The organism is Microbacterium aurantiacum, assembly GCF_040532595.1.
Lineage (GTDB): Bacteria > Actinomycetota > Actinomycetes > Actinomycetales > Microbacteriaceae > Microbacterium > Microbacterium chocolatum_B.
The window spans coordinates 262,487-284,677 of the sequence record NZ_JBEVYX010000001.1; the positions used below are offsets into that span (position 1 = coordinate 262,487).

The 22,191-nt window shown below is 67.9% G+C and carries 26 protein-coding genes and 1 tRNA gene; 16 read left to right on the plus strand and 11 right to left on the minus strand.

Annotation, left to right across the window (positions count from 1 at the left end):
* Window positions 1-17 precede the first annotated feature (17 nt).
* Window positions 18-350 carry a metalloregulator ArsR/SmtB family transcription factor gene (locus ABXJ56_RS01290; RefSeq protein ID WP_353997939.1) on the plus strand — a complete coding sequence of 111 codons (333 nt, stop codon included), beginning with the start codon at window positions 18-20 and terminating at the stop codon, window positions 348-350.
* A 56-nt stretch (window positions 351-406) separates the two neighbouring features.
* Here the strand turns inward: ABXJ56_RS01290 and ABXJ56_RS01295 are convergent, their stop codons facing one another.
* Window positions 407-1,066 (minus strand): peroxiredoxin-like family protein, encoded by a 660-nt coding sequence (locus tag ABXJ56_RS01295; protein WP_353997940.1) that lies wholly within the window; start codon window positions 1,064-1,066, stop codon window positions 407-409.
* Window positions 1,067-1,414: 348 nt separating this feature from the next.
* Here ABXJ56_RS01295 and ABXJ56_RS01300 point away from each other — a divergent pair, with 348 nt between their 5' ends.
* The gene (locus ABXJ56_RS01300; protein ID WP_353997941.1) at window positions 1,415-2,650 is read left to right on the plus strand and encodes a serine hydrolase domain-containing protein; all 1,236 of its coding nucleotides are present in this window, start codon (window positions 1,415-1,417) and stop codon (window positions 2,648-2,650) included.
* A 168-nt stretch (window positions 2,651-2,818) separates the two neighbouring features.
* On the opposite strand, the gene ABXJ56_RS01305 is transcribed toward ABXJ56_RS01300, so the two are convergent.
* Complete coding sequence (locus ABXJ56_RS01305; protein ID WP_353997942.1) at window positions 2,819-6,205, minus strand: DEAD/DEAH box helicase family protein; 3,387 nt, start codon at window positions 6,203-6,205, stop codon at window positions 2,819-2,821.
* 181 nt (window positions 6,206-6,386) lie between these two features.
* Here ABXJ56_RS01305 and ABXJ56_RS01310 point away from each other — a divergent pair, with 181 nt between their 5' ends.
* The 3 genes from ABXJ56_RS01310 (at window position 6,387) to ABXJ56_RS01320 (ending at window position 8,059) form a co-directional block, all read left to right on the plus strand.
* The gene (locus tag ABXJ56_RS01310; RefSeq protein WP_353997943.1) at window positions 6,387-7,166 is read left to right on the plus strand and encodes a DUF2510 domain-containing protein; all 780 of its coding nucleotides are present in this window, start codon (window positions 6,387-6,389) and stop codon (window positions 7,164-7,166) included.
* A 93-nt stretch (window positions 7,167-7,259) separates the two neighbouring features.
* Complete coding sequence (locus ABXJ56_RS01315) at window positions 7,260-7,715, plus strand: prevent-host-death protein (RefSeq protein WP_353997944.1); 456 nt, start codon at window positions 7,260-7,262, stop codon at window positions 7,713-7,715.
* A 2-nt stretch (window positions 7,716-7,717) separates the two neighbouring features.
* Entirely contained in the window at window positions 7,718-8,059 is a 342-nt protein-coding gene (locus ABXJ56_RS01320) for a hypothetical protein (protein ID WP_353997945.1), read from the plus strand.
* Window positions 8,060-8,062: 3 nt separating this feature from the next.
* Here the strand turns inward: ABXJ56_RS01320 and ABXJ56_RS01325 are convergent, their stop codons facing one another.
* The 7 genes from ABXJ56_RS01325 to ABXJ56_RS01355 all read right to left on the minus strand — a co-directional run bounded on the left by ABXJ56_RS01325 (window position 8,063) and on the right by ABXJ56_RS01355 (window position 14,860).
* Complete coding sequence (locus tag ABXJ56_RS01325) at window positions 8,063-8,998, minus strand: restriction endonuclease (protein ID WP_353997946.1); 936 nt, start codon at window positions 8,996-8,998, stop codon at window positions 8,063-8,065.
* Window positions 8,995-10,161, minus strand: coding sequence for a restriction endonuclease subunit S (locus ABXJ56_RS01330; RefSeq protein ID WP_353997947.1), 1,167 nt, complete (start codon window positions 10,159-10,161; stop codon window positions 8,995-8,997). Before ABXJ56_RS01330 ends, ABXJ56_RS01325 begins: the two co-directional genes overlap by 4 nt.
* Window positions 10,158-11,642: a type I restriction-modification system subunit M gene (locus ABXJ56_RS01335; RefSeq protein ID WP_353997948.1), complete on the minus strand. Its 1,485-nt coding sequence runs from the start codon at window positions 11,640-11,642 to the stop codon at window positions 10,158-10,160. The genes ABXJ56_RS01330 and ABXJ56_RS01335 overlap by 4 nt, the downstream gene beginning before the upstream one ends.
* Window positions 11,643-11,825: 183 nt before the next feature.
* Complete coding sequence (locus tag ABXJ56_RS01340; protein ID WP_353997949.1) at window positions 11,826-12,395, minus strand: dienelactone hydrolase family protein; 570 nt, start codon at window positions 12,393-12,395, stop codon at window positions 11,826-11,828.
* Between the two features lie 19 nt (window positions 12,396-12,414).
* Complete coding sequence (locus ABXJ56_RS01345; RefSeq protein WP_353997950.1) at window positions 12,415-13,194, minus strand: lysophospholipid acyltransferase family protein; 780 nt, start codon at window positions 13,192-13,194, stop codon at window positions 12,415-12,417.
* A gap of 74 nt (window positions 13,195-13,268) precedes the next feature.
* Window positions 13,269-13,895 carry an alpha/beta hydrolase gene (locus ABXJ56_RS01350; RefSeq protein ID WP_353997951.1) on the minus strand — a complete coding sequence of 209 codons (627 nt, stop codon included), beginning with the start codon at window positions 13,893-13,895 and terminating at the stop codon, window positions 13,269-13,271.
* Complete coding sequence (locus ABXJ56_RS01355; protein ID WP_353997952.1) at window positions 13,892-14,860, minus strand: ring-cleaving dioxygenase; 969 nt, start codon at window positions 14,858-14,860, stop codon at window positions 13,892-13,894. Before ABXJ56_RS01355 ends, ABXJ56_RS01350 begins: the two co-directional genes overlap by 4 nt.
* Before the next feature lie 271 nt (window positions 14,861-15,131).
* On the opposite strand from ABXJ56_RS01355, the gene ABXJ56_RS01360 reads away from it, so the two are divergent.
* A complete protein-coding gene (locus ABXJ56_RS01360) occupies window positions 15,132-15,824 on the plus strand; it encodes a DUF433 domain-containing protein (RefSeq protein ID WP_353997953.1) in 693 nt (230 codons plus the stop codon).
* Window positions 15,824-16,246, plus strand: a complete 423-nt coding sequence (locus ABXJ56_RS01365) for a hypothetical protein (protein ID WP_353997954.1) — start codon at window positions 15,824-15,826, stop codon at window positions 16,244-16,246. The genes ABXJ56_RS01360 and ABXJ56_RS01365 overlap by 1 nt, the downstream gene beginning before the upstream one ends.
* A gap of 33 nt (window positions 16,247-16,279) precedes the next feature.
* Here ABXJ56_RS01365 and ABXJ56_RS01370 read toward each other — a convergent pair whose 3' ends face one another.
* Window positions 16,280-16,825 carry a DUF2087 domain-containing protein gene (locus ABXJ56_RS01370; RefSeq protein WP_353997955.1) on the minus strand — a complete coding sequence of 182 codons (546 nt, stop codon included), beginning with the start codon at window positions 16,823-16,825 and terminating at the stop codon, window positions 16,280-16,282.
* 33 nt (window positions 16,826-16,858) lie between these two features.
* Window positions 16,859-16,930: transfer RNA gene (locus ABXJ56_RS01375), tRNA-Arg, on the minus strand.
* A gap of 356 nt (window positions 16,931-17,286) precedes the next feature.
* Between ABXJ56_RS01375 and ABXJ56_RS01380 the strand changes: the two genes are divergently transcribed.
* The 9 genes from ABXJ56_RS01380 (at window position 17,287) to ABXJ56_RS01420 (ending at window position 22,167) form a co-directional block, all read left to right on the plus strand.
* Window positions 17,287-17,559 carry a Fe-S cluster assembly protein HesB gene (locus tag ABXJ56_RS01380; RefSeq protein ID WP_236967648.1) on the plus strand — a complete coding sequence of 91 codons (273 nt, stop codon included), beginning with the start codon at window positions 17,287-17,289 and terminating at the stop codon, window positions 17,557-17,559.
* A gap of 107 nt (window positions 17,560-17,666) precedes the next feature.
* A complete protein-coding gene (locus tag ABXJ56_RS01385; protein ID WP_353997956.1) occupies window positions 17,667-17,933 on the plus strand; it encodes a hypothetical protein in 267 nt (88 codons plus the stop codon).
* Entirely contained in the window at window positions 17,930-18,211 is a 282-nt protein-coding gene (locus tag ABXJ56_RS01390; protein ID WP_353997957.1) for a hypothetical protein, read from the plus strand. The genes ABXJ56_RS01385 and ABXJ56_RS01390 overlap by 4 nt, the downstream gene beginning before the upstream one ends.
* 94 nt (window positions 18,212-18,305) lie before the next feature.
* Entirely contained in the window at window positions 18,306-18,710 is a 405-nt protein-coding gene (locus ABXJ56_RS01395) for a DUF5684 domain-containing protein (protein ID WP_353997958.1), read from the plus strand.
* A 136-nt stretch (window positions 18,711-18,846) separates the two neighbouring features.
* Window positions 18,847-19,338, plus strand: coding sequence for a hypothetical protein (locus ABXJ56_RS01400; RefSeq protein WP_353997959.1), 492 nt, complete (start codon window positions 18,847-18,849; stop codon window positions 19,336-19,338).
* 88 nt (window positions 19,339-19,426) lie between these two features.
* Window positions 19,427-19,768 (plus strand): YciI family protein, encoded by a 342-nt coding sequence (locus tag ABXJ56_RS01405; RefSeq protein WP_353997960.1) that lies wholly within the window; start codon window positions 19,427-19,429, stop codon window positions 19,766-19,768.
* A gap of 4 nt (window positions 19,769-19,772) precedes the next feature.
* On the plus strand, window positions 19,773-20,414 hold the full coding sequence (locus ABXJ56_RS01410; RefSeq protein WP_353997961.1) for a hypothetical protein: 642 nt from the start codon (window positions 19,773-19,775) through the stop codon (window positions 20,412-20,414).
* A gap of 83 nt (window positions 20,415-20,497) precedes the next feature.
* Window positions 20,498-21,169, plus strand: coding sequence for a HEAT repeat domain-containing protein (locus ABXJ56_RS01415; protein WP_353997962.1), 672 nt, complete (start codon window positions 20,498-20,500; stop codon window positions 21,167-21,169).
* Between the two features lie 14 nt (window positions 21,170-21,183).
* Window positions 21,184-22,167, plus strand: coding sequence for a HEAT repeat domain-containing protein (locus ABXJ56_RS01420; RefSeq protein ID WP_353997963.1), 984 nt, complete (start codon window positions 21,184-21,186; stop codon window positions 22,165-22,167).
* Window positions 22,168-22,191: the final 24 nt, after the last annotated feature.

The window sequence follows — 22,191 nt, forward strand, 5'->3', positions numbered from 1 at the left end:
AGTGCTATATTGCAACAGTGACAGATTCGGTGTCAGACATCTTCGCGGCACTTGCGCATCCCACGCGGCGGCAGATCCTCCAAGACCTCAAGGACGGCGAGCTCGCAGCCGGGGAAATCGCGGCGCGCTTCAATGCCACCGGCCCGACGATCTCCAGGCACCTCTCGGTGTTGCGGCAAGCGGGTCTCGTCACCGAGCGACGAGATGCGAACCGCATCCTGTACTCACTCGTCGGTGAACGCCTGGCCCTGTCCGTCGGCGACTTCCTGTCCGCTGTTTGCCCTGAGCAGATGGTGCTCCGGGAGGTTCGGAAGCGCAGCAACGGTCACGCAGTCAAGGCAGACGCCTGATCGGCATCTGCCTTGACTGGGGTTCGGCCTCCTGAGCCGAATAGCTGCGCCCCGCTCTACAGCGCATCCACCGCCGCGAGGATCTCCACCGTCTCCGTGCGCTGGGTGTAGTCGACCTTGATGTCCGCGAACGCCACCGTCCGCGCGGCATCGACGACGATCACCGACGGGAACGGGATCGCGGGGGTGTCGTCGGCGTTGCTGTCCTTCACCGCGAAGCCGAGCTGCGTGTGCGCGTCCTGCGCGGCGCCGCTCGGAGCGGTGACGATCCCGAGCGCGCCGGCGAGCGCGTTACCGGGGTCGGAGACGACGGTGTAGCCGAGCTCGCCCTTCTCGACAGCGGATGCCGTGCCGTCCGGCGACTGCGGGCTGATCGCGATCAGGCGCACACCGCGCTCGTCGAGCTCGGGTGCGAGGGTGCGCTGGTAGTGCGCGAGGGTGATGTTGCAGAACGGACACCACGCGCCGCGGTAGAACACCAGCACCGCCGGGCCCTCACCGAGGAGCGACTCGAGGTCGTGCGACTCGCCACGCACGTCGACGACGGTCGCCGCGGGCAGCGTGTCACCCACCGACACAGCCCCGTCCGGCACTCCGCCGGCACGCAGGTCGCTCTGCTCCTCGTCGAAGACGGCGGTGAGCGTCGGGCCGACGGCGTTCGAGAAGCCGGGGACGAAGCCGGCAACCTCAGCGGCGATGGTGTTCGAGGTGGTCATGAGGGCTCCTGTCTCGGAAGTCCGCCGGCGGTGAGACGTGGCGGAGTCGGGTGTTTCCGATTATTCGGAGCGGATGCCGGGTCAGGGCGAAACCGCCCGAAACGCAGTCACGAACGGTAACACTCGGCTCCGAATCCCCGCCCGCGTGAACCACGCCCGCCGCGACACCATCGGCGACCACCCCGGTTCCCCCGTCATCTCCCGGACGGCGTCGTCTTGACCCCGATAGCCTCAAGACGACACCCCTGGGGACCTGACCGCGACCCGAGCTCGTTTCGCCCCCGTCCGCCCACGTACCCGATCGTGAGGCTGGGGTCGCCCGTGCCCGATCACCGCGAGAGGCAGACCATGACCCGCCGCACCCACAGCACCCACCCGGCCCACAGCACCTCCCGCACCCCACGCCCCCACCGGGCGACGCTCGCCCTTGCACTCACGGCCGCGGCATCCGTCGTCCTCACGGCATGCGCCGCACCGGCCGCCGCGCCCGTGATCACCCCGACCGAGACGACTCCTGCGATCTCGCGACCCGCTGCACCCGAGGGCGAGCTCTCCCCCGAGCTGGTGTCAGCGCTGCAGCAGACGCTCGACGACACGATGGCCGAGTACGACGTGCCCGGCGGGGCGGTGGGCGTGTGGATTCCGGGCGAAGGCTCGTGGACCGCCGTCGCCGGCGTCGCGGATGTCGAGACCGACGAGCCGGTGACGGCCGACATGCAGTGGCCCATCCGCAGCATCACCAAGTCGTACACGGTGACGCTCATCCTGCAGCTCGTCGACGAGGGTGTCATCGGTCTCGACGACACGATCGACCAGTACGTCGACGGCATCACCGACGGCGACGAGATCACCCTGCGTCAGCTCGCCGATATGTCCAGCGGCAACTCTGACTACCTCACCGACGCGTTCATCCAGGACTTCTTCATCGACGACCCCGAGCGGCTGTTCACCCTCGACGAGCTGAACGGCTACGTCGTCGACCAGCCGGCGCAGTTCGCCCCGGGCACCGAGCGGGTCTACACGAACGCGAACACCAACCTCCTCGGCAAGGTCGTCGAGGTCGCCACCGGGCAGGACTTCGCCGAGGCGTTGAACGAGCGCATCCTCGAACCGCTCGGGCAGACCGGCACCCGCTACCTCCTCGATGTCTCCACGTGGTCCGAGCCGCACGCGGTCGGCTACTCCCGCGCCGAGGACGGCACCGGGTGGGAGGAGCAGATCAAGAACTTCTCGGTGCTCGGTCCTGCCGGGTCGATGGTCACCACCCTCGACGACGCGCGCGTGTGGGGAGAGATCCTCGCCGAAGGGACGCTGCTGGATGCCGCGACCCAGGCCGAGCGTCAGCAGGGCGCCCCGCTCGACGCCGGCCCGCCCTACGACATCTACGCGCTCGGCATGGGTGAGACCGACGGATGGTGGGGGCACAACGGCGAGGGGCTCGGCTACACCGCCGCGACCTTCCACGACAACGAGACCGGGGCGACCATCGCGGTGTTCTTCAACCTGTCCGACTACACGCCGAAGGCACACCCCGCAGACCAGCTCTTCCGGCGCCTCGCCGCGGTGATCGAGGGCGAGCGATGAGCCGCCGCACGTCCGGCGCGGCCGCCGTCGGGGACGCGTGAACTGCGCGAAGGACGGCTGACCCGGCGACGTTCGCCGGGCGGCGTTTATCGAGGCTCTAGAGCACCCGGGCGTAACCGTCCCCGCCGACCCGATCGCCAGACCGTGGCGGGGAACGCCTTCACTCTTCTACGCACTAGCCGATTCCCTCGGCTCAGCCGACTCGTCAAGCTGCCGCAGCCGTGCAATCAAATCCGTCACCTGAGCATCGCTGAAGAGTTCGTCCGGGCCGCCCGGCGCGACGCCATCAAAGGGATCCTCGTACAACCGGCGAGGATCGATATAGCCGGCGATCGTGAGCTGCTGCACGACGAGGTCGACGAACGCGTGCTGGCGGTGAGTGAAGCCCGGCGCCGAGACGAAGTCGGCGAGTGCCTCCTCGACCGCGGAGCGTTCCATGCCGACGATCGAGCGGATGAGCCGGCCGAGACCACCCGCGCCCGTTGCCTCGTCGTGCAGCTGCGCCCCGTCGACGACACCGGCGGAGGTGAGCGCCTCCTCGAGCTGAGCGAGGTCGACGGCGGTGAGGGGTCGCCCGGTGCGCAGCTTGTGCAGGGCCACGTCCGACCGGCCCGAGAGGAAGCCGAAGAGCTTCTCGCGGAACGCGCGGCGATTCAGGCCCGGAACGACGCGCGTGAGCACGGCCTCGCGCGCAGGATCGAGGGTGTCCTCGAAGTCCGAGTAGACGATCGCCTGATTCTCGCGTCCGATGAGGCGCATGAGCTCGCGGAGCTTGACCCGCACCCGCTCGAGCCTCACGACGTCGAGGTTGTCCCACCAGGTCGGGTCGACGAGAGCGTCGATGAACTGCGCCTGCGCGGCGACCGCCGGGATGCTGCGCTGATCGCCGAGCGCCTGAGCGATCCCGACGATGCGCGAGACGACCCCCGCGGGCACGGGCTCGCCGCTCGCCACCGCGACCTGAGCGTCGAGCACGAGCGCGTCGAACCGTTTGGCGGCTTCGTCGGTGTCGTGCTCGGCCGCCGAGGGCAGGCCCGCGAGTTCCGCGGCGGCCTCGACGTCATCGGCGTCGAACGTCTCCCACGCGCGCGGGTCCCCGAACCGCTCCATCGCGCGCAAGTGGCGCCGCACCAGGAAGTTATCGCGGTTCATGCCGGCGACCGCGGTGTGCAGGCGCCCGGCGATCGCCGCGCGGAGGGCGGCGGCATCCGTCTCGTCGACATCGCGCAGGGCCGCGAGCAGGCGTGTGCGCTGGAGGAACGTGCGCTCGGAGAGCGACAGCGAGCGTGTCGTCGGCGCTTCGGACAGCTCCTGGTTGAAGAAGTCGATGTTGCCGCAGACGTCGAAGATCACGAAGTCCCGCTTGTCGTCGCCTGGACCGTAGAGGTCGGGGCGCAGGCGCGTGCCGCGTCCGACCATCTGCCAGAACTTGGTGTGCGAGTTTACCGGCTTGAAGAAGACGAGATTCACGACGTCGGGCACGTCGATGCCGGTGTCGAGCATGTCGACCGAGACCGCGATCTGCGGAAGCTTCGCCGGGGTCGAGAACGCGTCGATGAGCGTCTGCGCGTACGGTCCCGCCGCGTAGGTGATCACACGCGCGAACTCGCCCCGAAGCTCGGGGAAGTTCGCGTCCCACCGCGACTCGATGAACTCCGCGTGCCGCTGATTCTTCGCGAACACGATCGTCTTGCCGAGCACATCGCCGCCGCTCACGCGACGTCCTTCGGTCACGAGCACGTCGAGCACCTTGTCGACGGTGTCGGCGTTGAAGAGCCAGCGGTTCATCGCGGCGGCGTCGATCGCGTCGGGAATCTCGCCGTCCTGCCACTCCAGCTCGTCCCACCGCTCGCGTTCGGCCTCGCTCAGGTCGGCATAGCGGATGCCGCGCGTCATGAAGCCGAGATCGATCGGCCGCGCCACCGGAGGTACGAGGTAGCCGCCCGCGATCGCATCGTCGAGCTCGAACGCATCGGTCGGCACCCCGTCGTCGAGCTCGAACAGGCGGTAGGTGTTGTGGTCGACGTCGGCCCGCGGGGTTGCGGTGAGACCGACGACGAGAGCGTCGAAGTACGAGAAGATCTCGCCGTAGCGGTTGTAGATCGAGCGGTGTGCTTCGTCGACGACGATGAGGTCGAAGTACCCGGGGCCGAAGGGGCGCAGCTCGTCGCCGCCCGTATCGATCAGGCCCATCACGGTCTGATACGTCGAGACGAACACGCGCCCGTCGCTGTCGCGGTCGGTCACGAGGTTGACCGGCGCAATGTCGGGCAGGTGGGTCTTGAACGCGCCGACGGCCTGGGTGACGAGCGCCGTGCGATCGGCCAGGAACAGCACCCGCTTGACCCAGTTCGCCTTCTGCAGCACGTCGACCAGCGCGATCACCGTCCGCGTCTTGCCCGTGCCGGTGGCCATGACGAGCAGGGCGCGGCGCCGCTGGTGCTCGAACGCTTCTGTCACCGCGCGGATCGCGCGCAGCTGATACGGGCGCTCGACAATCGATCGATCGGCGGATGTCGTGGCGAGCGGTTTCAGCGAGGCGCGGCGCTGGATCGCGAGGGCGAGCTGGTCCTTCGTCATATAGCCGGCGACGGTGCGGGGCGGGTAGCGCTGGTCGTCCCACAGCCACGTCTCGAAGCCGTTCGTGTAGTAGATCAGCGGCCGCTGGCCGAAGTCGCGCTGGAGGGCGTCGGCGTAGATTTCGGCCTGGAGCCTGCCCTCCTTGGCGCTCTTCGTCGTCCGCTTGGCCTCGACGACGGCGAGCGGCTTGCCGTCGTCGCCCCACAGTACGTAGTCGACGTTGCCTGCGCCCGACGGGCTCGGGATGCCGGTGACCGGCCACTCACGATCGCGCGCGTCGGCGAGCGGCCAGCCCGCTTCGCGAAGCTGCAGATCGATCAGGTCGCGGCGCGTTTCGGCTTCGCTGGCGAGCGTCGGATCGGGGATGCCGCGGGCGGCGTTCACGGCCTCGTTCGCTGCCTTCGCCGCGGCGGCTTCGGCCTGCAGCCGCTCGAGCTCCTGCTGCAGGGCCGCGTTGCGCTCGCGCTCTTCGGCGAGAGCGCGGCGTGCCTGATCGAAGTCTTCCTGGGCGCGTTCGAGTTCGGCGCGGGTGCGCTGGATCACGGCGGCTGGCGCCGGCGGAACCTCGGCGAAGTCGAAAGGCGGCGGCCCGGGGGCATCCGGATCGCCGTAGCCGTGGTCGAGCCATCGGCAGATCGTGTGCAGCTGTTCGAGCGATCCCCGGGCACGACCGAGAGGCATCGCCTCTTCCTTGTGGACGGCGTCGTTGCCGATCGTCCGCACGATGCGGAGGCTGCCCGCGACGTTGGGCCCAACGGTCGCCCGGAAATCGCTCTGGGCGGTGAGGTTCGCCAACGAATCGTCATAAGGGCGAGCGAGCGCCTCGGCGGCGTAGATCCACTCCGTGAACATCTCGCCGGCCCGGCGGGCGTACGTCGCTGACGCGCGCGGGTCGCTGCGCAGGTACGACTCAGCGCGGGATGCGGCCTCCCAGACTTTCGGCCAGCCATCCCGGATGAAGTCGAAGTTCCCCAACGCGCGGCTCCCTGCGGCAGGCTCGGCCCCCGCCTTTCGCCATGCTATCCACAAGCGCCGACGCGTCCCCGGTTGGCCCGCCGGACCGCGATGTCGGAGGTCTGGTGTGTCCTGAACGACTGGCCGTCGGCCGGTGGTGCACGCCTGGGGGTGTGCGCCTCGAACGACCAGAAGGTTCGTCATGTCCGACAACAGCAACAACAACACCGACCAGAGCGCCGACGGGAGCGGTGAGCCGCAGCTCCCGCCCGCCGCATGGTATCCCGATCCGCACGACTCCGGCGCGCAGCGCTACTGGGACGGCGCGCAGTGGACCTCGCACACTGCGCCGACATCCGCAGATGCGGCAACCGCGGCGACGACCCCCGCGACGGCGACCCCCGCCGCGACCGTGTCCGCTGCCGGCGGATCGGTCGCCGTGGCGCCGCGCCGCGGGTTGCGGAAGCTGAAGTGGTGGCAGTGGGCGCTCATCGCGCTGGCCGCGCTCGTGCTCATCAGCATGATCGCGAGCGCCATCAGCGGAGGCTCGGCCGACGATGCCGAAGGGGATGACCCGGCGACGGTCGCCGAGGTCGCGGAGGAGGTGCCGGCCGAAGAGCCCGAGCCGATCGATGACCGCGAAGAGGTTCCGGCTCTCGTCGGGCTCACCGTCGCCGAGGCGCGGGCGGCCCTCGAGGAGGCCGGGTTCGTGATCGCGACGCCTGATGGCACCGGCGATGACTGGGTCGTGGCCACGCAGACGCTCAGCGAGGGGCGCCAGGCGGATGCCGGCACCGAGGTGCTCGTCACCGCCGAAGCGCCCAAGCCGGCGTACACCCTCGTACAGGAGAACGCGATCGCGAAGGCCAAGTCCTACCTCTTGTTCGCCGGGTTCTCCCGCACGGGTCCGATCGAGCAGCTCGAGTTCGAGGGCTTCACCGACGCTGAGATCCAGTTCGACCTCGCTGCAATCGGTTACTGAGCGGGGAGGGCGGTCGTCACATCGTGTGGCGGCCGCCGCGCGGCTGAGCAATCGACGCCCGTTCTGAACTCATTCTGAAGTACGATGGGGTGTATGTCTGCTTCCCTCCTTCCCGCGCGTAGCTTCCGGTCCTCTGAGCTCAGCCGCAACGCGCCTAAAGTTTTCGCGGCTGCTGAGGAGCACCCGGTGGACGTGACTCGGCGCGACGGAGAAGACCTGGTGCTTATGTCGAAGCGCGAGGCAGAATCCCGCGACCAGCTCATGCAGTTCGCAGCCCAGCTGATCGCTGTCGCCACCGACGACAGGGGGTCATTGGCCGATCGTATGGCGGACCGATTCCCCTGGATGCTTGCGCTCAGCGCGGATGATCGACAGACCTGCGCCCGCGATCTGCTCGAATCGGCGCGCGCCTCCTTCGCGACCGGCGAAGCTCACCTGGCGGTCGCCGAGATGATCGCGTGGCAGGAAACCGCGACCGCAATCGCCGCGGGCCTACACGCGGCGCCCGTCGAATGGCTTGACGAAGACGAGAAGGTCGAGCGGCCGTAATCGTGGCGAAGGGCTCGAAGGTCGAGCGGCCGACGAAGAAGAGCGAATACGAGATCCGCTTCGCCTCGGGCTCAGCGCGCCGCGGATGGGTCGATCTCGTCGCCACCATTCGTGGTCCGCTCGCCGACACGTGGGATTTCCTGACGCGGTCTCCACTGGAAAAAACGCCCACGAACTACCCGCTGAGAGGCCAGCTGCAGTTCGTCACACGTGATGGAGCGACGCACGAGAGATGGCAGCACAAGCCCACACTCCACGGCAATGCTCGCATTTGGTTCTACGTCGAGGACCGCGTCGTGCACCTCGAGCAGGTGCATACCCGCCACCCAAACCAAACCAAGTAGCAGTCACTCGCCCGCGAAGAAGTCCTCGTCGACCTTGAGGAGTTCTATCGTGCGCGCGACCTGCACGCCGACTTTGTGCCGCATCATGAGGGCGGTCAGTCGCGCGCCGTCGACGAGCGCGATCTCCTGGGGCACGCGCGTGGCCGCGTCGACGGCCTCGGCGGTGAAGCTGCTCGTCGTGAAAAACACGCCGACGTTCGCGCCGCGAGTAGCCAGGGCTCCGACAAACTCCTGGATCTTCGGGCGCCCGATGGTCGCCTCGGCGTAGCGCTTGGCCTGCACGTAGATCTTGCTGAGACCGAGCTCGTCGCGATCAATCACACCGTCGAGGCCGCCGTCGCCCGAGCCGGTCAGCGGCGTCATCTTGCCGTCTTTGCCGTAGCCCATGCGCACGAGCAGCGTGCGCACCACGCGCTCGAAGTCGTACGGGTCGCTCTCCTTGAGTCTCTGGAGGAGGGTCGCGCTCGTCTCCTGGGCGACCAGCTGCACTCCTGAGCTGATCAGCTCATCGGGATCCGCATCGTCGAGGTCAGGCGTCGTGACGTCGGCGTGCGCGGCCCGACGACCCTTGATGGGCACGTATTCGCTGTAGGCGGGAATGGCGTAGACCGCCGGTTCAGGAATGGGACCCGGATGCAGAGCGAGCAGCTGCCGGCCCGTGTCGGTGATCCGGAAGTGCGCCCTCGCCGGCGACTCGATCGCCTTGGCGCGGCGAAGGGCGGATGTGGCCCAGCCGATCCGATTCAGCGCACGCGGTTGCCCGGACCCCAGCGTCTCCTCGATCTCGGCCTGCGACAGACCCACGCGTTTGATGATTGCGCGCTCCATGTCGCGCTTCTGCCACGTGCGACCGTCGTCGAGAACCTCGAGGAGGGGGCGGAAGAACTCGAACCAGCGCGGCATGGTCGAGACGCGGGCCTGGGGGCCGGAGTCGGTCATAGTTCTCCTCGGAAGGCGCGGTGCTGGAGGGATGCGAAAAGCGATTCGAGCCCGGAATGTGAGCGTTGTGCACGGGCCAATTGCTCGTCCACGCGGCCGAGATCGCGGTCAAGCGACTCTTGAACGGAGATCGGTGGCACGCGGATTGGTGTGCTTCGCACACTTGTGGCGTTGAGCGTGTTTAGCCCTGAAGTAGTATTCGCTACTCGGCGAAGGTGCTCCCGGCTGGTGGCGGAGTTCATCGCCCGTTCCAGAAATGTGCCGGTGATGACGCTTGCCCGGGGCCTCAGTCGGAACAGGTGGTTTTGGTGTGTGAGCACGGTGGTGCCGATGTCGGGAATGCGCGCGGCTCTGCCCACCTCATCGAGATTTCCATGGCCCTCGACCACTACGACATCGTCAGGTTTAAGGGCAGTGCGGTTGACCTCCGCCGCGGTGACGCCGAGAGTCTTCACTTCGTCAAAATCGACCCGACCTCGCATCACGTTCGCGACGCGCAGGTAACCGACTTGCTGCTCAAGCTGCTGGCGGCGGCCGTTGATTGTCAACCCGCCCTGCAGATCAGCGACCGTGTCCACCGTTGTTAGCGCCCACTCCTCGCTCGCTTGCATAGCGAATAGAGCGTCCGCCGCGTCAGCGAGCTTCTCAAGCGAGACTGCGCGCTTTACGCGGAGCGCGTCGGCCTCGTCGAGGATCGCGGCGATCCGGCGCTGCTCGGGGAGGGGTGGAAGCGGAATCTCCAGCGACTGCAGATAGGACAAGGGCACGCGCCGTTGCCCAGCACTACCCGTCATGCGGATCGTGCCGTTGGCTCGGACCGACGGGGTTCGGAGGTAGTGCAAGGCGTAGCGATCGTGGAGTAACTCAGCGTTCGGCCGAACAACATGGAACTCAGTCGAACCCCAGCCGAGTTTCGTAGGCAGAGAGGCCTGTGCGATCTTTCCGTTCTCGAAGCAGGGGGTGATCTTTGCAACCAGGAGATCGCGGTCTCGAAACGGCGTGTAACCCGCCTTGAGATCGCCAGGCTCGACGCCTGTGCCCGTCGTGGTCGTGCCGTTTTCGGACACGTCTGCCATCCCCAAGAATGTTCCCGGTTCGATGCTCGAGTCGCCTCGCGGATTTAGCCATGAGACCTCACCGAGCGGAACGGTCTCCCACGTCACGCGAGCATCTCCCGCAGGCGGTTCAGGCCGTCCTGGATCTCGACCTCCAGAGCATCGAGCTCGTCGAGGATCTCCGTCGGCGAGCGGTGCTCGACCTCCTCGATCTCGATCTCCTTGTACCGGTTCAAACTGAGGTCGTAGCCGTTATCGACGATCTCCTGCTTCGACACGAGGAAGCTCTGGTCGGTGCGGGCACGCTCTGCCTCGGCGTCCCTATTCCGCCAGCGGGAGAGCACATCTGGGAGGTCGTTCGCCTCCATCGGGGTGCGCTTGTCGTCGAGGGTCATGCCGTCGGCGCGCACGTCGTAGAACCAGACCTGATCGGTGCCGCCCGACGAGGTCTTCGTGAACAGCAGAATCGCGGTCGAGACCCCGGTGTAGGGCTTGAATGTTCCACTCGGCAGCTTGATGACGGCATCCAGCTTGTGATCCTCGACGAGCAGTTTGCGCACCGCCTTGTGGGCGTTGCTCGACCCGAACAGCACGCCCTCGGGCACGATGGCGGCGGCCCGGCCGCCGTTGCGCAGCATCCGGATCATGAGAACGAGGAAGAGCAGTTCGGTCTTGCGGGTCTTGACGACCTTCTGCAGATCCTTCGCGACCGTCTCGTCGTCGAGCGACCCCGCGAACGGGGGATTGGCGAGCACGAGCGTGTAGCTGTCGTCGCCGGGGTGGCCCTCGGTCAGCGAATCGGCCCGCTCGATCGTGGGGTTCTCGACGCCGTGCAGCAGCATGTTCATGCTCGCGATGCGGGCCATCGCCGCATCGGAGTCGTAGCCCGTGAACATCGGGCCGTTGAAATGGGCGCGGGTGGCGGCATCCGACCAGATCTCGGGGTGGTGCTCGCGAAGATATTCCTCGGCGGTCACGAGGAAGCCGGCCGTGCCGACCGCGGGGTCGATGATGCGATCGTCGGGTCGGGGCTCGGTGAGGTCGACCATGAGCTGGATGATGTGCCGCGCGGTGCGGAACTGCCCGTTCGTGCCGCTCGTCGACAGCTTCATGAGCATGTACTCGTAGATGTCGCCCTTGGTGTCGCGGTCTCCCATCGGAATCTCGGCGAGCAGGTCGACGACCTTGGTCAGCAGCGCCGGGGTCGGAATCGTGAACCGGGCGTCGCGCATGTTGCGGGCGTAGCTCGAGCCCTCGGCGCCGAGGCGGCGCAACCAAGGGAAGACGTGATCGGAGACGACCTCGAACATCTCGGCCGGCGCGAAGTTCGTGAACCGACTCCAGCGCAGGTCGGCGTACGGACGGCGTCCGGGCGCGTCGCTGTCGTAGCCGTTGGGGTAGACCGGGTTCTCGACCTCTTCGCCGAATCGCGCGGCCTTCTTCTCGGCGAGCAGCTGCAGATCGTCGAGGCGCTTGATGAACAGCAGGTAGGTGATCTGCTCGATCACCTCGACCGGGTTCGCGATTCCGCCCGACCAGAAGGCGTCCCACACCTTGTCGACCTGACGTTTTAGTTCACCCGTGACCACATTGCCTCCCGACGCACACGCAACCGCTCTACGCTAACCGCCTTTCGATGAAGGTGCCGGCCGCTAGGACGTCTGCCGCAATTCAACTAGAGGCCCCACCCCAGTCCACGGGCGGGATGCAGAGTAGCGGGTACGTTCACAATCCGCCCCACCGCGAATCGGTGCCGCTCCCCCGGCATCGGTTCAGACCGTCGCGAGGAACCCCTTCACGCGCTCCAGCAGCAACGCGGCCGCCTCAGGGTCGAAGGCGTCGAGAGACGGGTCGGCGAACAGGTGCTGCGCGCCGGGGTAGAGGAACAGCTCGACCGACGGCGACGAGTCGGCGAGCGCGCGGGCCGCGGGCAGGTCCTCCTGGAAGAACTCATCGTTCTCCTTGCCGTGGATCTGCGCGGGGAGTCCGGCGGGCCACGCCTCACCGAACTCCGAGACCGGGATGCAGGAGTACATGAGGAGCGCTCCGCGCGCACCGGGCCTCGTCTGCGCCAGCTGCTGCGCGATCATCACGCCGAACGAGAACCCGGCGTACACGAGGTCGGTGCCGTACTCGTCGGCGAGCGTCACTCCTCTCTCGCGCAGGGCATCGAATCCGGCCTCCTGCGCGAACGCGAACCCGTCATCGATGGTGGCGAAGGTGCGCCCGTCGAACAGGTCGGGAGTGCGCACGACGTGCCCCGCGCGTCGGAGGTCATCGGCGAACGCCCGCACCCCGTCAGTGAGCCCTTGGATGTGGTGGAAGATCAGCACCTCGGCCATGCTGAGCATCCTCCCCCATTCAGCGCTTCTCGGCAGCCCTCTTTCGCTGACGCTCTGCTTCCATCTCGGCCGCAACCTCGGGGGTCGGCGCCGATCCGCCGAGATGCGCCGGCTGCCACCACTGCCCCTCGCCGGACCGCGGGTAGGTCGCCTGCGCATCTGCGAGCAGAGTCTCGAGCTCCGTGCGCAACGCGGCCGTGGCCTCAACCGGATCGTCGGACTCGCTCACGTGCATCGGCTCCCCGATCGAGACCCGGATCGGAGCCCGGAACGCCTCGCGGAAGCTCGCACGATGGTTCTTCGTCCTAAGGAGCTGTCCGCCCCACACAACCACCGGGATGACGGGAACGTCGGCGGCAGCCGCCATCCGGACGGCACCCGTCTTCAGCTCGCGCACCGTGAACGACGCGCTCACGCCCGCCTCCGGGAAGACACCGAGCACCTCGCCGCGCTTCAGCGCCGCGACCGCGTTCGTGTAGGCGTCCCGCCCGGCGGACATGTCGACTGGAATGTGTCGCATCTGGCCCAGGAGCCAGCCGACCACGGGCTTGTCAGCGGCGCGCTTGGTCACCATGTACCGAACCCGACGGCGGGTCCGCAGCCACGCGACCCACTCGACGAGGGCGAAGTCCATGTATCCGAAGTGGGTGATCGCGAGCACAGCGGGCCCGGACTTCGGGATCGCCTCGGCGCCGGTGATCTTCGGCCGCAGCTGCAGCACTCCCCCGAAGAACACGCGGCCCGCGCCGACCGCCATCGAGTAGATCGGTTCGAATCGACGCTTCGGGTTCGGGTGCATCCGTCTATTGTTTCGCGCCCAGCTGTGAGATGGGCCGTGAGGCCGGCGACTGACCAGCCCCACGGATGCCGATCTCAGCGTCCCGCGAGCCACTCCCGCGCGGCGTCGATGTCGCTCTGCGCGAGACCGTGGCCGCCGGGGCGGGTGTGACGCGTCACCTTCGCGCCGTGGGATGCGGCGACCTCCTCGAGCCGGTCGACCGAGGCCGAGGGAGCCATGGGGTCGGCGACGCCGTTCAGCAGCACCACCTCGACGGCGGAGACGTCGCCGATCGGGTCGCGGTCGGCGAACGGGAACATCCCGCTGAACGCCACCACGCGGTCGAGCACCTCGGGGTGCAGGAGCGCCGTCGCCAGACCGATGTTCGCTCCGTTGGAGAAGCCGACGGCGATGACGCGGCGGTCCGCGAGGTCGTAGTGCTCGCGCGCGGCGGTGACGAATTCGGCCAGCTCGCCAGCACGCTGGATCACGTCGTCGACGTCGAACACACCCTCCCGGAGCCGCCGGAACCAGCGGTTCATTCCACTCTCGGTCACGCGTCCGCGCGGCGAGAGCACTCCGGCCCCGGGCCAGAGGTGGGAGACGATGCCGGTGATCTCCTGTTCGTTTCCGCCGGTGCCGTGCAGCGTGAGGAGCACTGGGGCATCCGCCTCCCCCGGCGTGACGAGGTGCGGCCACGCCTCGATCGAGACCGCGCTCATGCCGCCGCTCCCGGGTTGTTCTCGGCCGGAAGATGCACGGGAACGACGGCGGCCTCGATCGCCTCGCGGGAGGGCTCGAGCCACGGCGGCAGCTTGAGGGCGCGGCCGAGTTCGAGGAGCGGCTCGTCGATGTCGAAGCCGGGGGTGTCGGTGGCGATCTCGAAGAGCACGCCGCCCGGCTCACGGAAGTAGATGCTCGTGAAGTACTGGCGGTCGAGGATCTCGGTCACCTGGTGTCCGCGCGAGACGAGCTCGTCGCGCCACTGCTGCTGCGTCTCCTGGTCGGGCACGCGGAAGGCGATGTGATGGACCGTTCCGCCCGCGGTGAGACCCGTCGGGGTGAGACCGGAGCTGACGACGTCGACGATGGCGCCCGGGAGACCGTCGCCCGCGGCGAGGCGGGTGCGGTTGCCGGCCTGCTCGAGGACGCGCATACCGAGGTCGTTGACGAGGAGCCCGACGGTGCCCTCGGGGTCACGCACCGTGAGGACGCTGGAGTGCTGCCCGCGCACGGCGTACTCGGCAGGAACGCTCGCGGAGTCCCATGGGTCGCGCGGGTCGTCGGTGTTGGTGGCGACGAGCTCGATGCGGAGCCCGTCGGGGTCGGCGACCATGAGGCGCTCCTCGCTGCTGGAGGACGAGGTGATATGCGGTTCGGCGCCGAGGGAGGTGAAGTGCTCGTGCCACCAGCCGAGCGATCCGGCGGGCACGCTGAACGCGGTCGAGGTCGACTGCCCGGCGCCGATGCGTCCCGGGGCGATGTTCCGCCACGGGAAGAAGGTCATGAGGCTACCGGGCCGTCCGGACTCATCGCCGTAGTAGAGGTGATACGTGCCGGGGTCGTCGAAGTTGACCGTCTTCTTCACCAGCCGCAGGCCGAGCCCGCGGACGTAGAAGTCGATGTTCTTCTGCGGGTCACCGGCGAGCGCGGTGACGTGGTGCAGTCCCGAGGGTGCGACATTCATGGGGTTCTCCCGTCGATGGTCATGTGGGGTGCGAGGCGTCGTAGTGGTCATTCACGCACTGTTTCCATTCAACCGCATATAAATGCAGAACATTCCCGGCCTGACAGAGCCGATTCTGTTGAGATCCGCGCCTGGTCGGTGTCGCTGCCGCGCCGTACCCTCGTGTGACATCGCGGGACCAGGGTCGCCGCGATGTGATTCCAACCAGCCGCGTGACGAGTTCTCCATCCGTCGTCGCGTCCGATCGTCGAGCGAAAGGTGGAGTGCGATCATGGTCGATGTGCCGGCCTCACTGCTCGATCGTGCGATCTACTCGTATGCCGACGTCGACCGACTCGTCGGCCTTCACACCGGCACGGCCCGGCGGTGGCTCGATGGATACACCCGATCCGGCCGGTTCTATGATCCGGTGCTCCGTGAAGAGCCGACCGGGCATGATGTCGTGACCTGGGGCGAGATGGTTGAGGCTCGATTGCTGGCGGAGTTCCGCAGCAAACAGGTCACCGTTCAGAAACTCCGGCCCGCCATCGTGCGCTTGCGCGAAGAGTTCGGCGCCTATCCGCTGGCGCACGCGCGCCCCTTCCTCGACGTCGAAGGTCGCGAGCTCGTCCGGGCTGTTCAAGACGAAGTGGGCGTGGATCGCTCACTTCAACTCGTTGTTGTCCGAAACGGTCAGACGATGCTTGCGCAGGCAACGCAGCGGTTCAACGACTCGGTTCAATACGAAGGCGGAGTCGTCGCGACTTTGAACCCTAGCGGCCTCGCAGCGCCGAACGTGCTCATGGACCCCACGCGCGCTTTCGGCCAGCCGGCGGTTCGGAGTGTTCGCACCGAAGCGCTGGCTGAAGCGTTCCGGGCTGGGACCTCGAGGGAAGAGCTCGCTGACCTCTACAATCTGAGCGCCCAGCAAGTCGACGATGCCATCCGCTTCGAATTGATCGCCAGCAGCGAGCGCGTGGCCTGATGTCCCCCGGGTTCACGCCGGTGTACTTCACCGACGAGAACGCGCTCGGACTGGGAAAGCTCCTCCAACGGAGCGGCCGGGACGACATCCTTTACCCCGGTCACCCACACCTTCTTCAAGTACCGCTCGGGACTCCCGACCTCGAGTGGATGCCGGTCGTAGGCGCACAAGGCCTCATCGTGCTGACGAGAGACCGCCGCATTCGCACTCGCCCAGCCGAACTCAGCGCATACCGCGAAGCGGGTGTCCGCTCGGTCTGGATCGGTGCGAAACAGGACCTACGGCCCCAAGATCAGATGCAGCTCTTCCTCTGCCATGAGGAGCGGTTGCGCCGGGAGATCATCAAGCTCGGACCCGGACCTTGGGCGCTCGCACTGACGCTGGCGGGCGTTCGCCCTCTTAACTTGAAGGCAGATGAGTAGCAGAGGCTGTCGACTCCGATTGCGGCGAGCCGGTCAATCGATCGGGTCACGGGCGAGCCTGGAACTCAGCGCGTACTCACTACCGTCGGTCCGCCGCTCGATGAACGCGAAGTCCACGAGGTATCGCCGCAGCACGGCGACGTCGTCCGAATACTCGCGCAGTCGATCGTTGACTTCGCGCTCGGGCACCACCTCGCCTGGATTCAAGGCGCGGCGGGCGACCCATTTCAAGAGCTCGCCGCGCTCGGCAAGGCTCGCCGGGTACTGCCGGATCCGGGTGCCGTCGAGGAAACGCTCGAGTCCGACGCGTTTGGTGACCGGTGTCGCTTCGAGAACCTCGCGGAACACCTCGGGACGGAAGGCGTGGTCGCTTCGGTCGATGAGGCCGCTATTGCTGAGCGCCGACGTGATTCGCCGACTCTTTGACGGCGCGACATCCGCGAGACACAGCTGCAGGCTCTCCCCCAACATCATGCGCGCGGCGACGCGACGGGTGTCCGGGTTGGCGAAGACGGCGATAAGCGCCCGCTCGCGATTGGACCGATCCACGTTCTTGCCCCCCTTAGCCGCCACCACCACAGGAGTGCGCTCGCCGAACCGCGAAAAAGATCGTGCCCCTGGAGGGACTCGAACCCCCAACCGTTTGCTTAGGACGCAACTGCTCTTCCATTGAGCTACAGAGGCTGGCCCGGCAAGTTTAGCCGAGCGTTCCGGGACGGGATCGCGGTCGCGACGACCCAACACAACCGCGGGCACGTAGGAGGGTGGAGGGCATGCGCACTCCCCCGATATCCGTCATCGAGGGGTCCGTATGAGCGACAATTCGGCGGGTTCGTCGTGGTCGGCACGGTAGCGATGTTGACGTGGCCGCTGCTCGGCATCCGCTCTCCGCGTCGGCGCAATCCGCTTGTGGAGGACGAACCTCCGTATCCGGTGTGAGTCGACGCCCATACGGCGGTACGGGTTGCGGGCGGCGCGGATTCTCGGAATCGTGGCCACCTCGTTGACCGCAGGAAGGAAAGGAGCACTCAATGCTTACTATGACCGACACCGCGGCCGAGGCCGTCAAGACGATCATCGCGCGCGTCCCCGAGGCCGGCGACGGAGGAGTCCGCATCCGCGACACCGGCGCCCAGAACGGCTTCGAGCTCAGCGTCGCTCCCGCACCGGAGCCGCAGGACACCGTCGTCGTCACCGACGGCGCACGTGTCTTCCTCGACGAGGCCGCCAACACGGCACTCGACGACCGCGTGCTGGACGCCGAGCTCGGGCAGGACGGATCCGTTCGCTTCGCCCTCGGCTCCCAGGCGTGATCTGACGTCTTCCGGCACCGCCGGATTTGCGGGCCCTCGCGTTTCGACGCGGGGGCCCGCCGTCGTGTGTACGGGGGTGGGTGGCGAGGGGTGGGTAGGGTCGGACGATGAGCGAAGCGGAGAACGTCTCAAGTCAGCCGACCACGAGGCCTCTCATGAGTATGCGCGCGGCGATCTTGCTGATCGTCGTTGCGATCATCGTGTATCTCTGCGGCTCGGGCCTTCTCCTCTTTGCGGACGAGTTCGGGTGGCGCTTGGTCGGCGTGGTCATGGGGCCGTTCGCGATTCCCCTCGCGATCTGGGGCGGGCGGGCGTTGCGGATCCACCGCGAGCGATCTGCGCAGACCTCGCTCTCAGAGGAGGGCGGACGATGAACACCGCACGCCGTCGCGGCGAGATCATCGGGTGGGTTGTCTCCGCCGTCGCGCTCGTCGCCGGGTTCGTGCTGATCCTCGTCGGGATTGCGACTCCGGTGAGCGCGTCGGGCGGGTGGGTCGCCTACGCGCCGGCGACGGATTTCGCGTACCTGGCCGGAAACCCCGGGATGGCCATCGCCCCGGTCACCGCGGTCGGGTTCACCCTCTTCGTCGGCGGGCTCGTCGGAGTGGCGTTCCTCACCGGCATCCGCGTCGGAGCCCGTCGTCGGGCGTAACATCGCAACCCGCGAGGCCCGTTAACGCGCGGACCCCGGCAGCTTTTCGGAGTGTTCACACGCGGCACACAGGTTCCGCCCTAGGCTCGCGCGCATGCATATCGCTCTCGAGCTTCTTCCCCTGATGACCTCCGACAACCTCGGCAACTCCGGCGCGGGTGCGGGCGGACTCATCGGTGGCTTCATCGGATACGTCCTCTTCGTCGCCGCCGTGTGGCCCTTCCTCAACAAGGCCGGTCAGCCCGGCTGGACCGCGCTCATCCCGATCGTCGCCGCCTTCTTCATCGTCCGCGCCGCCGGCCTCTCGGCCTGGTGGACCCTGCTCTACATCGTCCCGATCGTGAACATCGTCTTCGCGATCATCGTCGCCCTCCGCCTCGGCAAGGGCTTCGGCCACGGAGCGGTCTTCTCGGTCTTCCTGCTGTGGCTGTTCGCCCTCATCGGCTACTTCATCCTCAGCTACTCCAGCAACACCTACGACCGCTCGCGCATCGCCTGATCACGCCTCGACGCGACCCCGTTCTCCGGCAAGGATGAGCGGGGTCGCGTTGCGTGTGGAGGAGGCATCCGATGACGAAGTACCTGATCTCGTTCCCGAGTTCGGCCATCGGCTGGCGTGACACCGGGAGGCGCTGATGGAGACCCTCGACGCGTGGCACGACTTCAACGTCGCGATGGTCGGGGCGACCTCGGCCCTGGCGGGGCTCGTCATCGTCGCCGCGAGCGTCAACATCACCGCGATCATCAAGGCCGCGACGCTGACCGCTCGCCTCGCTGCCGGCATCGCCAGCTTGCTGATGGGCCTGACCGCGTCCGCCATCGCCCTCTGGCCTGACCTCTCTCTTCCCGGGTTCGGCATCGGGGTGATCGTTGTCGCGGCGTTCTCGGCGATCTTCCAAGTGGCCGCAACGGCTCGCCTCGCCGCCAACCCCGCCACACAGGGGAACGCGCGGCGCGTCGTCAACATCGTGCTCGCGTGGCTCCCGACCGTCGCCTACCTCGTCGGCGGATCCGCGCTCCTCGCGGGGCTCGCGGTCGGCGCCGGCATCGTCGCAGCCGGCACGCTGCTCGCGATCGTGAGCGCGGTGATCGTCTCGTGGGTCGCGCTCGTAGAAGTACTGCGCTGAGGGCGTCGCGGCCCGGCCACCCCCTCGACGCGACCCCGATCCCTGGCAAGGATGGAGTGAAGCGTGTCGCGTATGGAGGAGGCATCCGATGACGAAGTACCTGATCTCGTTCCCCAGCTCGGCCATGGTGGTGTCGGATGCCGAGCTGCCGGCCGTCGCCGACGCGGCGCACGAGGTGCTTCGCCAGGCGAAGGATGCCGGAGTCTGGGTCTTCGGCGGCGGCATCGACGAGAGCATCCCGCCGGTGATGGTCGACGCGGACGGCACGGTGACCGAGGGCACGTACCCCGAGACGGCGCGGATCGAGGGCGGATACGCGGTGCTCGAACTGCCGACTCCCGAGGAGGCGACACGGTGGGCGGCGAAGTTCGCCGCGGCGTGCCGGTGCCCGCAAGAGGTGCGGGCGTTCATGTACGACCCGGAGAGCTGAGCGGATGCGGGTACACGGGCGCGGGATTGCGGCGGCGGTGGTGGCGGCATCCGTCGTCCTTGTGGTTAGCGGGTGCGCGAGCGAAGCAGGCGGTGGTGCCGAGGGTGCCGAGACAGCGAGCGCCGGCCAGATCGCCGCGAGCATGGGAGGGCTGACCATCGATCCGTCCCTCGTCTACACGACGAAGGTCGACGGCTACGACCTCGAGCCGCAGTCGGTCGGCGGCAGCGCCGAGACCGGGATGTCAGCGGTGTGGTTCAACGCGCGGTCGGCCGCGATGGTCGAGCTCCGCACGGAGTCGGGCGATCTCGACGCCGAGAGTTGCGCGGCACTCCCCCTCTGGAACGGTCCGAGCGGCGAGGTGACCTGCACCGAAGAGCCCGACGGCATCTGGTACCGGCAGGTGGACGCCGCAGAAGAGTTCATCGCGGTCCGCGACGGCGCACTGGTGCGCCTCATCGGCAACGGCGGGAGCACCGACGACCTCCGCACCGCCGCGCAGAACGTGCACGTGCCGACGGTGTCGGAGCTGGAGGTGCTCTTCTCGGATGCGCCACGGATGCCGACGGGCGAGCCCGTCGAGCGCGGCGACCTTCCCGAGAACGGCGACGGGGCGCCGGACAACTCCGTCGGTCCCGGCGGCTGAGGGCAGTCGTGGGTGGAACCTTGTCATCGCGCTTGACCTTGTCACAGTGACAAGCTGTGCACTGGGGTGCGGAGGTTCCACCAATGAATGAATCGCACACACGAACCGCGGCGGAACGGCTGGGTACGGCGCTCTCGCACGCGAGCCCGTCCACCCGCCTGCAGGCCGCCATGACCGCGGGCACCCACCCCGACACCGGGTTCATCGACGTGCTTCTCGCTCGTTGCGCGGTCGAGCCCGACTTCCCGGTCCGCGACATGCTGACCTGGGCGCTCATCCGGCAAGACCGCTCCCTCACCACGGGCGCCGTGCTCCGGGAGCTGCGCTCGCCCCTCCCGCAGGCGCGGAGTCAGGCGCTCCACACCCTCTCCAAGATCGCCGACCCCGAGACCTGGCCCGCGGTGACCGCTGCGCTTCTGCACGACGACGACGCCGAGGTCTCGCGCACCGCCTGGCGAGCAGCGTCGGGCCTCGTCCCTCCGGACGACGCCCCTCGCCTCGCTGCGGAGCTGGTCGCCGAGCTCGGGCGGGGCGCCCATGACACGCAACGGAGTCTCAGCCGCGCGTTCGTCGCCGTCGGCGCACCATCGCGGCCGGCCCTCGACAGGGCCGTCGAGACGGGCGACGACCGAGCGCGCGCACACGCGGTGGCCACTCTCGCGCTCATGGATTCCCCCGACGACTCGTTCGATGAGGCGGTGGCCGAAGCGAAGCGCGTCGTCGCCCTTCGCGCGGCACCCCGACCGGAGGCATGATGCTCATCGGCGACGTGGCACAGCAGACCGGCATCAGCACCCGCATGCTGCGACACTACGACCGTGTCGGGATCCTGCGCCCGACGGGGCGTACGGCGAGCGGATACCGCGAGCACGAAGAGGCGGACCTGGTGACGCTCCTGCACATCGAGGGGCTCCGCTCTCTGGGGCTGAGCCTCGCGCAGATCTCGGCGGTCATCTCGGACGACTCCTATCCTCCCGACCAGGTGATGTCCGACCTGATCGACCGCGCGCGCGACCAGATCGCACGCTCGTCGGAGCTCATCCGCCGACTCGAGGCGGTGCAGGCGAGTCAGCCGTCGACCTGGTCGGATGTCTCGCGGACGGTGGAATTGCTCCGCGGCCTCGACGGTGCCACCCCGTCGCAGCGCCAACAGGCGGTGATCCGGGCACGCACGTCGACCGACGGGGAGCTGCAGGTGCTGATCGAGGCGCTCTTGCAGGAGGCCAACAACGACGTCGCGGGAGCGCTGCAGTGGCAGGTCGCTCAGGGAGGAGACGCCGCGCTGCCCCGCCTGATCGACGCGCTCGCCTCGCCGGCCGAGATGACGCGACGCCGCGCGCTCGACACCCTCGAGAAGATCGGGACGCCCGCGGCCGTGAACGCGATCGCACGCTCGACCACCCACACCGATCCCCGCATTCGTGGTCGCGCGGCTCTCTTCCGCGCACGACGCGGCGACACCGAGGTCATCGATGACCTGGTCGCGATGATCAGCCGCGGGCAGGACGACGTCGACGCATCCGACGCCCTCCGCGAGCTCGTTACTCAGACCGGTGCGGCATCGTCGGCGGTCGCCGCGATCGCGCGGGAGCTGGCCGAGGGCGCCGTCCCGGCACGGCGGCGCCTGGCCGCGGCGCTCGGCGAGATCCCCGGGGACGCCGCCACGCGTCTGCTCCTGGCGCTGCGCGACGACGACGACCGCGGCACGGCGCTCACCGCGCGCGCCCTGTCCGAGAACCGTGATCCCGCGTAACGGACATAGACGGGTAGTGTCCGT